We start from the raw sequence: 12,889 nt of genomic DNA on the forward strand, positions 1-12,889 counted from the left end.
CGGAAGGGCTCCTCACGCGGGCTTCAGGGGCAGGACGGCGGTGACGCGGAAGCCGCCGCCGGGGCGCGGGCCGGCGTCCAGGGTGCCGCCGACCATACCGACGCGTTCGCGCATGCCGATCAGTCCGTGGCCCTGGCCGTCCGCGCCGCCCTCCTCGTACAGCTCCCGCCCGGCGCCGCGCCCGTCGTCCTCGACGAGCAGCTCGACGCCCTGGTCCCCGTAGGTGAGGCGGACGGTCGCGCCGACGTCGGGACCGCCGTGCTTGCGGGTGTTGGTGAGGGCTTCCTGGACGATGCGGTACGCGGTCAGCTCGACGCTGGAGGGCAGCTCGCCGGGGGTGCCGATGACCTTGAAGTCGACGGCCAGCCCGGCGCCGCGGACCTGGTCGACGAGGTCGGAGAGCTGGTCGACGCCGGGCTGCGGCACGTACTCCCGGCCGGCCGGTCCGCGTTCGTTCGTCCGGAGCACGCCCAGCAGCCGGCGCATCTCGGTGAGCGCCTGCCGCCCGGTGCCGGAGATGGTCGCCAGGGCGGTCTTGGCCTGTTCGGGGGCGGTGTCCAGGACGTACGCGGCGCCGTCGGCCTGGACGACCATCACGGACACGTTGTGCGCGACGACGTCGTGCAGCTCGCGGGCGATCCGGGCGCGTTCGGCGGCCACGGCGATCCGGGCCTGCGCCTCGCGCTCCTTCTCCAGCCGGCGGGCGCGCTCCTCGAGCTGCGCGTAGTACGCGCGGCGGGTGCGCAGGGAGTCGCCGAGGACCCACGCCATCAGGAAGGCGACCGTCATGAAGACGGTCCCGGCTATCGCCCCGGCCAGCGTCTGCCCCTCGGTCGGCCAGCGGAGCCCGGCGAGGGTCGGCGCCAGCGCGCCGCCGACGAGCGCCCAGCGCGAGGCCCACTTCACGTCGCGGGAGGCGACCGTGAAGATCAGGACGAGCATGGCGAAGTTCGCCGGCGACCACCAGGTGTCCAGGATCAGCTGGAGCACGCCCAGCACGGTGACGACGACCAGCATCTGCTCGGGCAGCCGCCGCCGCAGCGCGACGGCGGCGCAGAACGCGACGGCGATCACGGCGACGACCGCGACCTGCGCGCCGGTCTCCGGCACGTGCTCGGCGCCCGACTCCGGCGGCATGCTCCGCAGCGCGACGATCCACCCCGTGGACATCACGAGCAGGACGACGGCCCAGAAGCTGTCGACCAGCGTCGGATGACGTCGGAGGAATTCGTATACACGCTGCACGTCAACCAGCGTAGGAGCGCCGGAGGGGCGCCGGAGTCCACCGGGGGATCGATCCCTGCGCAGGCCACGTACTCCGCAGGGTGGAGCCGTGACGCGTGGTTACCCTGAGCGGCATGACGGACGGACGGTGGCGGAGCTGGCGGACGGCGACCCAGGAGGCGCTGTACGGGCCGGACGGCTTCTACCGCCGCCCGGGACCGGGACCGGCGGGCCACTTCCGCACGTCGGTGCACGCCTCACCGCTGTTCGCCGGGGCGGTGGCGGAGCTCCTGCGGCAGGTCGCCCAGGGGCTGGGGCGGCCGGCGGAGGTCGATCTGGTCGACGTGGGGGCGGGGCGCGGGGAGCTGCTGGCGGGGGTGCTGGCGCGCTACGACGGCCCCGGGACCGTACGGGCGCACGCGGTGGAGGCGGCGGGGCGGCCGGCGTGGCTGGACCGGCGGATCACGTGGCACGCGGAGCTCCCCGGGGAGGTCACGGGGCTGCTGTTCGCCAACGAGTGGCTGGACAACGTCCCCCTCGACCTCGCCGAGCCCGGCCCCGACGGCCGCCTGCGGTACGTGGAGGTCGCCCCCGACGGCGCCGAGCGCCCCGGGGAGCCGCTGACGTCCGCCGACCTGGCGTGGGCGGAGCGCTGGTGGCCCGAGGGGGCGCGGGTGGAGCTGGGGGCGCCGCGGGACGAGGCGTGGGCGCGGGCGCGCGGGACGCTGCGCCGGGGGCTGGCGGTCGCCGTGGACTACGCGCACGTGCGGGCGGCGCGGCCGGCGTTCGGGACGCTGACGGGGTTCCGGGAGGGGCGGGAGGTCACGCCCGTACCGGACGGGACCTGCGACATCACCGCCCACGTGGCCCTGGACTCCTGCGCGGGCCCCGGCGGGCGGCTGCTCCCGCAGCGGGAGGCGCTGGCGGCGCTGGGGGTGAGCGGCGCGCGCCCGCCGCTGGCGCTGGCGGCGTCGGACCCGCAGGGGTACGTACGGGCGCTGGCGTGGGCCTCGCAGGCCGGCGAGCTGCTGGACCCGGCGGGGCTCGGCGGCTTCACCTGGCTGGCGGAGCCGGTCGGGATGCCGCTGCCGCCCGCCCTGGCCCCGGGCGGATGACCAGCCTCTACGCTGGTCGTATGAACGAGCAGGTGCTGGGACTCCCCGCGTGGGACCGGTGTGCGGTCATGGGTGTCGTCAACGTCACACCCGACTCCTTCTCCGACGGCGGCCTGTGGTTCGACACCGGGCTGGCCGTCAAGCACGGCCTCGAGCTGGTCGCGGAGGGCGCCGACCTGGTCGACGTGGGCGGCGAGTCCACCCGGCCGGGCGCCACCCGGGTCGACGAGGCGGAGGAGCTGCGCCGGGTGATCCCCGTGGTCCGGGGGCTGGCCCAGGCGGGTGTCACCGTGTCCGTGGACACCATGCGGGCGGCGGTCGCGGCGGCGGCGGTGGAGGCGGGGGCGGCGCTCGTCAACGACGTCTCCGGGGGACGGGCGGACCCGGACATGATCCGGGTGGTGGCCGGGGCCCGGGTGCCGTTCGTGGTCATGCACTGGCGGGGTCAGTCCGTCGACATGAACGACCGCGCGGTCTACGGCGACACCGTGGCCGAGGTGGTCGCCGAGCTGACGGCGAGCGTCGAGGCGGCCGTCGCGGGCGGGATCGCCCGGGAGCGGATCGTCGTCGACCCGGGGCTGGGGTTCGCCAAGCGGGCGGAGCACGATCTGGCGCTGGTCGCGGGGCTGGGCCGGCTCCGTGCGGCGCTGGACCGTCCGGTGCTGGTCGCCGCCTCGCGCAAGCGGTTCCTGGGCCGCGTCCTGGCGGGCGACGACGCCGCCCCGCCGCCGGCGCGGGAGCGGGACGCGGCGACGGCCGCGGTGACGGCGATCGTGGCCCGGGAGGGGGCGTGGGCGGTGCGGGTGCACGAGGTACGGGCGTCCGCCGACGCCGTTCGGGTCGCACAGGCGCTCGACGGCTGCCAGTGATCCGGTACGCGTCAACCCTGCTCCCGTAAAGCACTCGCGCGGGGCCGGGCGGCCGTACGGCAGCCGCCCGTTCGAGTCATCGCGTGCCTGGGTAGGGGTGCGGCAGGCCCGCCGTGGGTACGCGCCGCCGCGACCGGGGCTCCCCGGAATGTCACAACCCCCAGGTAGCCTCCACTGCAGGGGGACAAATATTCGCTCACTGCTCGGAGCGAATTCACGTTCGAGGAAAGGTCTGACCCGACGATGGACAAGGTCGCCCTGCACGGACTGCGTGCCACGGGGCATCACGGTGTCTTCGCGCACGAGCGCGAGAACGGCCAGACCTTCGTCGTCGACGTCGAGATGTCCGTGGACACCCGCCCCGCGGCCACCACGGACGAGCTGGCCAGGACCGTCCACTACGGCGTCGTCGCCGAGGAGGTCGTGGCCGTGATCCAGGGCGAGCCCGTGGACCTGATCGAAACCCTGGCCGAGCGCGTCGCCGCGCAGGTCCTCGAGCACGAGCCGGTACGGGAGGTGAAGGTCGTCGTGCACAAGCCGGACGCCCCCATCACCGTCCCGTTCGACGACGTGACGATCACGATCGTCCGCTCCCGGCCCCCGCTGACCCCCGATCCCCCCGCAGACAGGTAGAGGATGCGCATGAACCGCAGTGACCCGACCGTGCAGCCCGTGCCCCTCTCCGTCGTCCAGCAGGTCGACGCGGCCGACACGACGCTGCACAACCCGCAGCGGGCGGTGCTGTCCCTGGGCAGCAGCCTGGGCAACAGGCTGGAGACGCTCCAGGGCGCCGTCGACGCCCTCGAGGACACGCCCGGCCTGCGGGTCAAGGCCGTCTCCCCGGTGTACGAGACGGAGCCCTGGGGCGTGGCCCCCGGCAGCCAGCCCTCGTACTTCAACGCGGTCGTCGTGGTGAAGACCACCCTCCCCCCGTCGTCCCTGCTGGAGCGGGCGAACGCCATCGAGGAGGCCTTCCACCGCGTCCGCGACGAGCACTGGGGCCCGCGCACGCTGGACGTCGACATCGTGGCGTACCAGGGCACGGTCTCCGACGACCCGCTGCTGACCCTCCCGCACCCGCGGGCGCACGAGCGGGCGTTCGTGCTCGTACCGTGGTACGACGTGGAGCCGGCCGCCGTGCTCCCGGGCCACGGCGCGATCGCGGAGCTGCTGCGGACCGTGAGCCGCGACGGCGTCCTCCCGCGACAGGACCTGGAGCTCCGGCTGCCGGAGTAGGAATCGACCGAAGGGCGCGTGTCACCGTGCGGCAGATGCGGATCGGGGTGCTGGCCGGCGTCTTCGCCGTGGCCGGAGTACTGGCCTGGGCGGCGGCCCGCCTCTGGACCTCGGTGGGCACCGCCCCCTCGGTCCCCCTGGCCGCCCCCATCGTCCTGGCCCTGATCGCGGCGATCCTCCTGGCCACGGCCCTCTCGATCCGCACCCGCCTGAAGGCCCAGCGCACCCGCGTCCAGGGCGCGAAGGGCGTGGACCCCCTGATGGCGGCCCGCGCGGTGATACTGGGCCAGTCCTGCGCCTACGTCTCCGCCCTGGTCTCCGGCATGTACGGCGGCTTCGGCATCCACCTCCTCCAGGAGGGCCTGGAATACGGCACCCACCAGACCCAGGCGGTCTACGCCCTGTTCGCGGTACTCGCGGGCTGGGCGGTGGTGGTGGCGGCCCTGTGGCTGGAACGGGTATGCAAGCTCCCGGAGGACAAGGGCGATCCGCGGGCGGGGGCGCGCTGAGGCCCGTTGGCGGACGGTCGGCCAAGAGCTCAAAGCAGGCCGTCCCCTCCGGCAGCTGACGGCGCAAAAGCCGCATCCCAGCCCGGCCGGCGTCTGAGGCCGAGGCGCGCAGCGCCGACAGGGGGCCGCCGGCCGAGAGCGAAAAAGCACCCCCTACCAGCCCGGCCGGCGTCTGAGGCCGAGGCGCGCAGCGCCGACTGCAGGCCGCCGGCCGAGAGCGAAAAAGCACCCCCTACCAGCCCGGCCGGCGTCTGAGGCCGAGGCGCGCAGCGCCGACTGCAGGCCGCCGGCCAAGAGCGAAAAGCACCCCATTCCAGCCCGGCCGGCGCTTGAGGCCAAGGCGCGAAGCGCCGACAGGGGGCCCGGGGGCGCAGCCCCCGCAGCGCAACCGCCGCCGGAACGCTGGCACACTGACACGATGACGGAAACGACGACAGTCGGCCTCGGCGGCGCCGGCGAGGCCACGGACATGGTCCTCAACATCGGCCCCCAGCACCCCTCCACCCACGGCGTGCTACGACTGAAACTCGTCCTCGACGGCGAACGCATCCAATCGGCCGACCCGGTGATCGGCTACATGCACCGAGGCGCGGAAAAACTCTTCGAGGCCCGCGACTACCGCCAGATCATCATGCTCGCCAACCGCCACGACTGGCTCTCCGCCTTCTCCAACGAACTCGGCGTCGTCCTGGCGGTAGAACGCATGCTCGGCATGGAGGTCCCGGACCGCGCCGTCTGGCTCCGCACCCTCCTCGCGGAACTCAACCGGGTCCTGAACCACCTCATGTTCCTCGGCTCCTACCCCCTGGAACTCGGCGGCATCACCCCCATCTTCCACGCCTTCCGCGAACGCGAGGACATCCAGGCCGTCCTGGAGGAGATCTCCGGCGGCCGCATGCACTACATGTTCAACCGCGTCGGCGGCCTCAAGGACGACCTCCCCGCGGGCTGGACCACCCGCGCCCGCCACGCGATCGAGGCCTGCGCCTCCCGCATGGACGTCTACGACAACCTCGTCCTCGGCAACGACATCTTCCGCGCCCGCACCCGGGGCGTGGGCGCCCTCACCCCGGAGGCCGTCCACGCCTACGGCGTCAGCGGCCCCATCGCCCGCGCCTCCGGCGTCGACTTCGACCTCCGCCGCGACGAGCCGTACCTGGCCTATGGGGAGCTCCAGGACACCCTGAAGGTCCCCGTCCGCGAAGAGGGCGACTGCCTGGCCCGCTTCGAGATCCTCCTGGCCCAGACCCACAACTCCCTCGACCTCGCCCTGGCCTGCCTCGACCGCCTCGCCGACCTCCCGCCCGGCCCGGTCAACCAGCGCCTGCCGAAGGTCCTCAAGGCCCCCGAGGGCCACACGTACGCCTGGACCGAGAACCCCCTGGGCATCAACGGCTACTACCTGGTCTCGAAAGGCGAGAAGACCCCGTACCGCCTCAAACTCCGCTCGGCGTCGTACAACAACATCCAGGCCCTCATCGAACTCCTGCCCGGAACCCTGGTCGCCGACATGGTCGCGATCCTGGGCTCGATGTTCTTCGTGGTCGGAGACATCGACAAGTAACGCCCGGCCCCGGCGCCCCCGGCGCACGCCGGACGGCGGGGTCGTGCACCGGGTTCACCGGTACGGGTGGCAGGCGCTTACCGGGACAAATCCCTGGGGAGGGTTGGCGTGCACCGCACCGACCGACGCACCGCCCGGAGATGAAGCCCCATGTCACGCCGCCGCATCGCCCTGCTCGCCACCACCTTCACCGCCGCCCTCTTCGCCGCCGCGATCCCCGCCGCGTCCGCCGGTGAGGCCCGTACGCTGCCGGTCGGGGAGACCCCGTCGTACGCCGCCGCGCCCGGGGACGTCTGCTTCTACACCGAGCCGGGCTACCGCGGCGCCTCGTGGTGCTACCGCCCGTTCGGCTATACCGACGTACCGGACTACCTGCACGACAGGGCCCGCTCCTTCGAGTCGAACTCCGACGTGACGGTCTACGCCATCGACCACGCGAACGGCCGCTGCTACTACCGCAAGATCTACACCGGCGACCGCAGCCCCGACTGGGCCTGGGGCAGCCGGATCGACGGGGTGGCCACGGACCCCCAGGGCTGCGAGATCAGCTGACCGCCCGGTGCGTCACCCCCGTGGCCCGGGCCCCACCGTCCTCGCCCTCCTGCTCGCCCTGACCGCCGGCTGCACGGCCGCGAAAGAGCGCCCGCTCACCCCCGACGACACCGTCCGCGCCGCCACCCGGCTGCTCGTCGACCGGTGCCTCACCGAACGGGGGCTCACCCCGCCACGCCCCGGGGAGCACCGGGCCGACTCCCCCGAGGCACGGCGGGTGACGGACGCCTATTTCGGCACCGGGCGGGCCGAACTCTCGCTCACCCTGCCCGGCGGATACACGGTGAGCCAGCACACTGACGGCTGTCTGGCGGCCGCACAGCGGCGGCTGTACGGCGACCAGGGGCGCTGGTTCCGCGCCTCGACATCCGTCAACAACCTCAAGGCCAAGGCATCGCCCGGGGACCGGGCCGCGTACCGGGAGCTGCGGAAACGCGCCCTCGTACGGGCCGCGGAGATCCTCGGCCGCTGACCTCCGTACACCTCGTGCGGAGACCCACACGGAAAGGCACCTGATGAAGCACCGATTCGCCCTGCTCGCCGCCTCCCTGCTGGCCGCGGGCAGCGCGCTGGCCGGAGCCTCCGCCGCCCAGGCGGCGGACTGCCCGAGCGGCAATTTCTGCGCCTGGGAGAACGCCGACTACGGCGGCCAGCGGGCCAACTGGTCCGGGGACGACGGCTGGTGGGAGAGCTACATCGCCGACGCGGACTCGTCGTGGGCGAACCACGGCATCGAGGGCCCGGGCATCAAGGCATACGTGAAGGTCTACGAGGACGCCTGGCAGGGCGGCGCCATGACGATCTGCCTCGCGCCCGGACAGGAGGTGAACTACAACGCCGTCGCGAACGACCGGGGCGACTCGCACACCTGGGCCATGGGGTGCTGAGCCGGTACGTACGGGCTAGGACGCCGCGAGGTCGATCACGCGGCTGATCGCGCCCTTGGGGCGACGGTCCTCCGGGCGGGGCTGCGCGGGCAGCTCCGCCCCGGCGCCGTCCGCGGGGGGCTCGTCGTCACCGCCGGAGGGCGCCTCGGGCTCGGGCTCGACCAGCTCGGCGTCCACAATCTCCTCGGCGTCGGCCTCGGGCTCGGGGGCCTCGGCTTCAGGCGTCTCGGCCTCAGACGTCTCGGCCTCAGGCTTGGAGGCCTCCGCCGTCTTCCCGGCCGGCTCCAGCACCTTGGGCTCCGGCTTCTCCGGGAGCGCCTTCGCCCGCGGCCCCGGAACCCCCGCGTACTCCGACGTCTCCGGCTCCGCCGCCCACGGCTGCGCGGGCCGGGGCGTCACCGTCTGCGTACGGGCCGCCGGCTCCTCCTCGCCCGCCGCGCGGCCGAAGTAGTCGAAGGACTCCCCCGCCCGCTCGTGCTCCCCGCCCCGTCCCTGACGCGCCGCGTTGGCGGCGAGGTGGCGCAGGGCCACGGACGCCCGCAGATACGTCGCCGGAGTGGGCGCCCCGGACGCCAGCCGGTCGCCGGACGCCGCGGGCAGGGCCAGCGGCGCTTCCCGGGCCTCTATGGCCAGCAGCCGCCGGCTCTCCAGCGCCCCCGCCCGCTCGGTCTCCGCCGTCGCGTACCGCCGCAGCAGCGCCGCGTGCTCCGAGCGCATCCGCTGCAGCTCACCGGCGCGCAGACTGAGCCGCTCCTCCAGCGCGCGGCGCAGCTCCCGCGCCTCGTCCAGCTGGGCCTCGAGCTCGGCGACGGCCTCCTCCTGGTGGAGCTCCGCGGTCGTCCGCGCGCCGACGGCCTCCTTGATCCTCAGGCTTGCGGTGCGGTCCTGCTTGCGCAGCAGGACCGCACCGGCCACCGCGGCGGCCGCAGCCGCCACGACGAGCCACCGGAGCACCCGCGAATCGCCGTCCCGGACAAGCCAGGCTGCGACGGCGCAGGCGAGCGCTGAAACTGCGACCGTCATCGGTGGGAGCAGCCTGTGCATCGGCGACGAAAAGCGGTGGCGTCCACGTGACATGGCCGGAAATTTACCGTCCGACCGTGTCCCGTGGGACCTCACGGGCCCGATCGTTTCCCGCTGGTTACCCGTCGGCTGCCCTGCTTGGGTCACTTGGTACCGAGAAGTCCCTTCTCCTCCAGATAGGCCTTGGCCACGTCCGCGGGCTTCTGCCGCTGGGCGTCGACGGCCTGGTTGAGCTCGATGAGGTCGGCCGTGGTGAGGGTCCGCGTCAGCTTGTCGAGCGCTTCGGCCACCTTCGTGTCACCGGCGTCCTTCGCGTTGACGACCGGGAGGATGTTGTCGGCGTTCTGCAGGCCCTTGTCGTCCTCCAGCAGCACCAGCCCGTACTGCTCGAGGGTGGCGTCGGTCGTCGTGGTCAGCACCATCTGGTCGGCGCCGTCCTTGACGGCCTGCTTGGCCTCCGGGGTGCCGACGCCCTTGGGGTCGATGCCGGTGACGTCGATGCCGTACGTCTTCTCCAGACCCGGCTGGCAGAAGGGGCGTTCGGGGCATTCGTCGCCCGCCGCGAGCTTGATCTTCAGCTTGGCCTTGCCGACGTCGGAGAGCGTCTTCAGGTGGTGCTTGTCGGCGAACTCCTTGGTCACCGCGAAGGCGTTCTGGTCGACCGCGTCCCCGGCGGCCAGCACCTTCAGCCCGCGCGGCTCGGCGAGTTCGGTGAGCTTCGCGACGGTGGCGTCCACGTCGTTCGACGCGACGGGGTTCGCGGCGGCCTTGTCCGGGCCGTTGACCTTGGCGTTCAGGAACTCGGCCATCGTGGCGGCGTATTCCGGTACGACGTCGATGCCGCCCTTCTCCAGCTCGGGCTCGTACAGCTCCCGGTTGGTGAGCTTCTTTATCGACGTGCCGAAGCCCGCGTCCTTCAGGACCTGCGCGTACAGCTCGGCCATGACCTGGGCCTCGGTGAACCCCGCGGCCCCGACGGTCAGGGTCTTGGCACTGCCCTCACCGCCGCCGCCACCGCCCTTCTCCTCCAGGCTGTCGCCGCCACAGGCGGAAAGCGCGAGGGGCATGACGAGGGCGGCGGCGAGAACGCCGCCCCTACGGATCCGGTTACCGAACATTCGAGAACTCCTCGGGTGGACAGACTCTTGGGTACTGCAAGTCATTGGGGCGGGCTACACATCCCCGGCGAGCACCGCCTCCGACGGCTGCGCGGTGATCGTGCGGGCCGGCCGCCGGCGCATCGGGTCGAACACGTGCTGAAGTACGACGAACAGGCCCTCCACCAGCAGCGCCAGCCCCGCCACCAGCACCGCGCCGGCGAACACCTGCGCCGTGTCGTACGTCCGGAAGCCCGCCGTGATGATGCGGCCCAGCCCGCCGCCGCCGACCATCGCGGCGAGCGTGGCCGTGGCGATGATCTGCACCGCCGCCGACCGCACGCCGGTGGCGATCAGCGGGAACGCGAGGGGCAGTTCGACGCGGGCGAGGCGCTGGCGCCCGGACATCCCCATGCCCGTGGCGGCCTCCACCACGTCCCGGTCGGCCTCCCGCATCCCGACGTACGTGTTGGTGACCAGCGGCGGCAGCCCGAACAGCACCAGCGCGATGATCACCGGCAGATCGCCGTGCGTCCGCAGCGGGGTGACCATGAGCAGCGCCAGCACCGCGAAGGTGGGCACCGCGCGGCCGATGTTGGAGATGTTGATCGCCAGGGTGCCGCCCCGGCCGACGTGCCCCAGCCAGACGGCCACCGGAAGCGCGACGGCGCAGGCGATCAGCAGGCTGACACCGCTGAGGTACAGATGCTGGGACAGCCGGTGCAGGGCACCGTCGGGGCCGGTCCAGTTGGCGCCGGTGGTCAGCCAGGTCCAGACGTCGGCGAGGTTCATCGGGCTCCCTTCGCCGCGCCGCGCTTCCAGGGCGTCAGCCACCGCTGGACGAGCAGGAGCAGTGCGTCGGCGGCGAAGGCCAGCAGGACGCAGATGACGGAGGCGGTGAGGACCTGGGCCTTGAAGGTCGTCTGCCGGCCCTCGTCGATCAGGTTGCCCAGCCCCCCGTAGCCGATGAGCGCGCCCACCGTGGTCAGCGCGATGGTCGACACCGTCGCGATCCGCAGGCCCGCCATCGACGCGGGGAGCGCGAGGGGCAGCTCCACCCGGAAGAGCAGGCGCGCCGGCCCGTACCCCATGCCGCGCGCGGACTCCCGTACGTCGGCCGGCACCGAGTCCAGACCGGCCAGGATGTTCCGTACGAGGATGGTCAGCGAGTACAGCACCAGACCGGTGACGACGACCGAGGGCGAGATCCCGAAGACCGGGACCAGCAGGGAGAACATCGCCAGCGAGGGGATCGTGTACAGCAGCGTGGTGACGCCGAGGACCGGCCCGCGCAGGACCGCCCAGCGCCGGGCGAGCAGGGCGAGCGGGAACGCGAGGAGCACACCGAGCAGCACCGACAGACCCGTGATCCACAGATGCTGCACGGTGGCGTCGATGAGCTCCTGCTTGCGGGTACGCAGATACTCGCCGCAGATCCATTCGTTCGCCGCCAGGCAGCCCCCGGCGGACGGAAGATTCAGCACCTCACCCCTCCTCCCCACGCACGCTGGTTCGAACCGTCCGGGCGCCTCGCCCATTCCAGGCGACCCTATCCGCAGGGTCCGGCGATCGCGGTTCGCACGTCGCCTGCGGCACCATGAAGTCCATCAGGTCGGGCGAGACCGGGGCCGACTGCGTCAGGATGAGGAGCCATGATCCGATTCGAGCAGGTGACCAAGCGGTATCCCGACGGCACGACGGCCGTGTCCGATCTCACGTTCGAGGTGAACGAGGGCGAGCTGGTCACCCTCGTCGGCCCGTCCGGCTGCGGCAAGACGACCACGATGAAGATGGTCAACCGCCTCATCGACCCCACCGCGGGCCGGATCCTGGTGGACGGCCGGGACATCATGGACGGCGACCCGGTCGAGCTGCGCCGGCACATGGGCTACGTGATCCAGAACACCGGCCTCTTCCCGCACAAGACGGTCCTGGACAACACGGCCACCGTCCCCCACCTCCTCGGCTGGCCGAAGACCAAGCGCCTGGCCCGCGCCCGCGAGCTCCTGGACCTGGTGGGCCTGGACCCCTCCGTCTTCGGCGCCCGCTACCCCGACCAGCTCAGCGGCGGCCAGCGCCAGCGCGTGGGCGTGGCCCGCGCCCTGGCCGCGGACCCCCCGGTGCTCCTGATGGACGAGCCGTTCGGCGCGGTGGACCCGGTGGTGCGCGAACGCCTGCAGACGGAGTTCCTGAAGCTCCAGTCCGACCTGCGCAAGACGGTCCTCTTCGTCACCCACGACATCGAGGAGGCCGTCCGCCTCGGCGACCGCATGGCGGTCTTCGGCCAGGGCGTGATCGAGCAGTACGCCCCGCCCACGGAGGTCCTGGGCGCCCCCGCCAACGACTACGTCGCGGGCTTCGTCGGCGCCGACCGCGGCCTGAAGCGCCTCTCGGTCACCCCCATCCAGGAATCGGACCTGGAACGCCCCCCGGTGGTCCACCTCGACGACTCGGCCCCCACCGCGGCCACCCACCTGCGCACGGAGAAGGCCCGCTGGGCGGTCGTCCTGGACCAGGCGGACATCCTCCACGGCTGGGTCTCCCTGACGGCCCTGGAACGCGGCGGCACGGTCGCCGAACACGCCCGCCGCATGGAGGCCTGGCTCCCGGTGGGCGCCACCCTCAAACAGGCCTTCGCGACAATGCTCCAGTACGACGCGGGCTGGATCGCGGTGGTCGACGAACCCACAGGCCACTACCGCGGCACCCTCACCCCCACAGCCCTCCACGAGGCCCTCCGCCGCTCGATCGAATCGGACGCCAGGGACGTCCCGCGCGAGGACGTGGAGCTGGACTCGGTGCCGGGCTGACCC

15 protein-coding genes are annotated in these 12,889 nt (G+C 72.8%); 10 read left to right on the forward strand and 5 right to left on the reverse strand.

Features of this window, described 5'->3' with window-relative positions:
* Positions 1-12: 12 nt before the first annotated feature.
* Positions 13-1,245 carry a sensor histidine kinase gene (locus SRB5_RS24275; protein WP_323378389.1) on the reverse strand — a complete coding sequence of 411 codons (1,233 nt, stop codon included), beginning with the start codon at positions 1,243-1,245 and terminating at the stop codon, positions 13-15.
* Positions 1,246-1,358: 113 nt separating this feature from the next.
* Here SRB5_RS24275 and SRB5_RS24280 point away from each other — a divergent pair, with 113 nt between their 5' ends.
* The 9 genes from SRB5_RS24280 (at position 1,359) to SRB5_RS24320 (ending at position 7,956) form a co-directional block, all read left to right on the forward strand.
* Positions 1,359-2,339, forward strand: a complete 981-nt coding sequence (locus SRB5_RS24280; protein WP_153455515.1) for an SAM-dependent methyltransferase — start codon at positions 1,359-1,361, stop codon at positions 2,337-2,339.
* A 32-nt stretch (positions 2,340-2,371) separates the two neighbouring features.
* On the forward strand, positions 2,372-3,208 hold the full coding sequence (folP, locus tag SRB5_RS24285; protein ID WP_323378403.1) for a dihydropteroate synthase: 837 nt from the start codon (positions 2,372-2,374) through the stop codon (positions 3,206-3,208).
* A 243-nt stretch (positions 3,209-3,451) separates the two neighbouring features.
* Positions 3,452-3,841, forward strand: a complete 390-nt coding sequence (gene folB, locus SRB5_RS24290; protein WP_153455517.1) for a dihydroneopterin aldolase — start codon at positions 3,452-3,454, stop codon at positions 3,839-3,841.
* A 9-nt stretch (positions 3,842-3,850) separates the two neighbouring features.
* Positions 3,851-4,444: a 2-amino-4-hydroxy-6-hydroxymethyldihydropteridine diphosphokinase gene (gene folK / locus SRB5_RS24295; RefSeq protein WP_228390418.1), complete on the forward strand. Its 594-nt coding sequence runs from the start codon at positions 3,851-3,853 to the stop codon at positions 4,442-4,444.
* A 26-nt stretch (positions 4,445-4,470) separates the two neighbouring features.
* The gene (locus tag SRB5_RS24300) at positions 4,471-4,953 is read left to right on the forward strand and encodes a DUF3180 domain-containing protein (protein WP_323378390.1); all 483 of its coding nucleotides are present in this window, start codon (positions 4,471-4,473) and stop codon (positions 4,951-4,953) included.
* Positions 4,954-5,371: 418 nt separating this feature from the next.
* The gene (locus SRB5_RS24305; protein WP_153455520.1) at positions 5,372-6,517 is read left to right on the forward strand and encodes an NADH-quinone oxidoreductase subunit D; all 1,146 of its coding nucleotides are present in this window, start codon (positions 5,372-5,374) and stop codon (positions 6,515-6,517) included.
* Between the two features lie 150 nt (positions 6,518-6,667).
* Positions 6,668-7,069 (forward strand): hypothetical protein, encoded by a 402-nt coding sequence (locus tag SRB5_RS24310; RefSeq protein WP_153455521.1) that lies wholly within the window; start codon positions 6,668-6,670, stop codon positions 7,067-7,069.
* A gap of 7 nt (positions 7,070-7,076) precedes the next feature.
* Positions 7,077-7,541, forward strand: a complete 465-nt coding sequence (locus SRB5_RS24315; RefSeq protein ID WP_323378391.1) for a hypothetical protein — start codon at positions 7,077-7,079, stop codon at positions 7,539-7,541.
* A gap of 43 nt (positions 7,542-7,584) precedes the next feature.
* Positions 7,585-7,956, forward strand: coding sequence for a peptidase inhibitor family I36 protein (locus SRB5_RS24320; RefSeq protein WP_153455522.1), 372 nt, complete (start codon positions 7,585-7,587; stop codon positions 7,954-7,956).
* Positions 7,957-7,971: 15 nt separating this feature from the next.
* On the opposite strand, the gene SRB5_RS24325 is transcribed toward SRB5_RS24320, so the two are convergent.
* The 4 genes from SRB5_RS24325 to SRB5_RS24340 form a co-directional block, all read right to left on the reverse strand.
* Positions 7,972-8,979: a hypothetical protein gene (locus SRB5_RS24325; RefSeq protein WP_228390419.1), complete on the reverse strand. Its 1,008-nt coding sequence runs from the start codon at positions 8,977-8,979 to the stop codon at positions 7,972-7,974.
* Between the two features lie 143 nt (positions 8,980-9,122).
* Positions 9,123-10,046: an ABC transporter substrate-binding protein gene (locus SRB5_RS24330; protein WP_407703963.1), complete on the reverse strand. Its 924-nt coding sequence runs from the start codon at positions 10,044-10,046 to the stop codon at positions 9,123-9,125.
* A gap of 105 nt (positions 10,047-10,151) precedes the next feature.
* On the reverse strand, positions 10,152-10,868 hold the full coding sequence (locus SRB5_RS24335) for an ABC transporter permease (protein ID WP_153455524.1): 717 nt from the start codon (positions 10,866-10,868) through the stop codon (positions 10,152-10,154).
* Entirely contained in the window at positions 10,865-11,560 is a 696-nt protein-coding gene (locus SRB5_RS24340) for an ABC transporter permease (RefSeq protein ID WP_323378392.1), read from the reverse strand. The genes SRB5_RS24335 and SRB5_RS24340 overlap by 4 nt, the downstream gene beginning before the upstream one ends.
* Before the next feature lie 168 nt (positions 11,561-11,728).
* Here SRB5_RS24340 and SRB5_RS24345 point away from each other — a divergent pair, with 168 nt between their 5' ends.
* Positions 11,729-12,886, forward strand: a complete 1,158-nt coding sequence (locus tag SRB5_RS24345; protein ID WP_153455526.1) for an ABC transporter ATP-binding protein — start codon at positions 11,729-11,731, stop codon at positions 12,884-12,886.
* The last annotated feature ends 3 nt before the right edge of the window (positions 12,887-12,889 follow it).

It is taken from the genome of Streptomyces smaragdinus (genome assembly GCF_009604385.1).
Lineage (GTDB): Bacteria > Actinomycetota > Actinomycetes > Streptomycetales > Streptomycetaceae > Streptomyces > Streptomyces smaragdinus.

What these genes read in the sequence shown, in the direction of transcription:
- SRB5_RS24280 (WP_153455515.1), top strand. Translation starts at nt 1,359, where the DNA reads ATGACGGACGGACGGTGGCGGAGCTGGCGGACGGCGACCCAGGAGGCG.
- folB (WP_153455517.1), top strand. Translation starts at nt 3,452, where the DNA reads ATGGACAAGGTCGCCCTGCACGGACTGCGTGCCACGGGGCATCACGGT.
- folK (WP_228390418.1), top strand. Translation starts at nt 3,851, where the DNA reads ATGAACCGCAGTGACCCGACCGTGCAGCCCGTGCCCCTCTCCGTCGTC.
- SRB5_RS24305 (WP_153455520.1), top strand. Translation starts at nt 5,372, where the DNA reads ATGACGGAAACGACGACAGTCGGCCTCGGCGGCGCCGGCGAGGCCACG.
- SRB5_RS24310 (WP_153455521.1), top strand. Translation starts at nt 6,668, where the DNA reads ATGTCACGCCGCCGCATCGCCCTGCTCGCCACCACCTTCACCGCCGCC.
- SRB5_RS24320 (WP_153455522.1), top strand. Translation starts at nt 7,585, where the DNA reads ATGAAGCACCGATTCGCCCTGCTCGCCGCCTCCCTGCTGGCCGCGGGC.
- SRB5_RS24325 (WP_228390419.1), bottom strand. Translation starts at nt 8,979, where the DNA reads ATGACGGTCGCAGTTTCAGCGCTCGCCTGCGCCGTCGCAGCCTGGCTT.
- SRB5_RS24330 (WP_407703963.1), bottom strand. Translation starts at nt 10,046, where the DNA reads ATGCCCCTCGCGCTTTCCGCCTGTGGCGGCGACAGCCTGGAGGAGAAG.
- SRB5_RS24335 (WP_153455524.1), bottom strand. Translation starts at nt 10,868, where the DNA reads ATGAACCTCGCCGACGTCTGGACCTGGCTGACCACCGGCGCCAACTGG.
- SRB5_RS24345 (WP_153455526.1), top strand. Translation starts at nt 11,729, where the DNA reads ATGATCCGATTCGAGCAGGTGACCAAGCGGTATCCCGACGGCACGACG.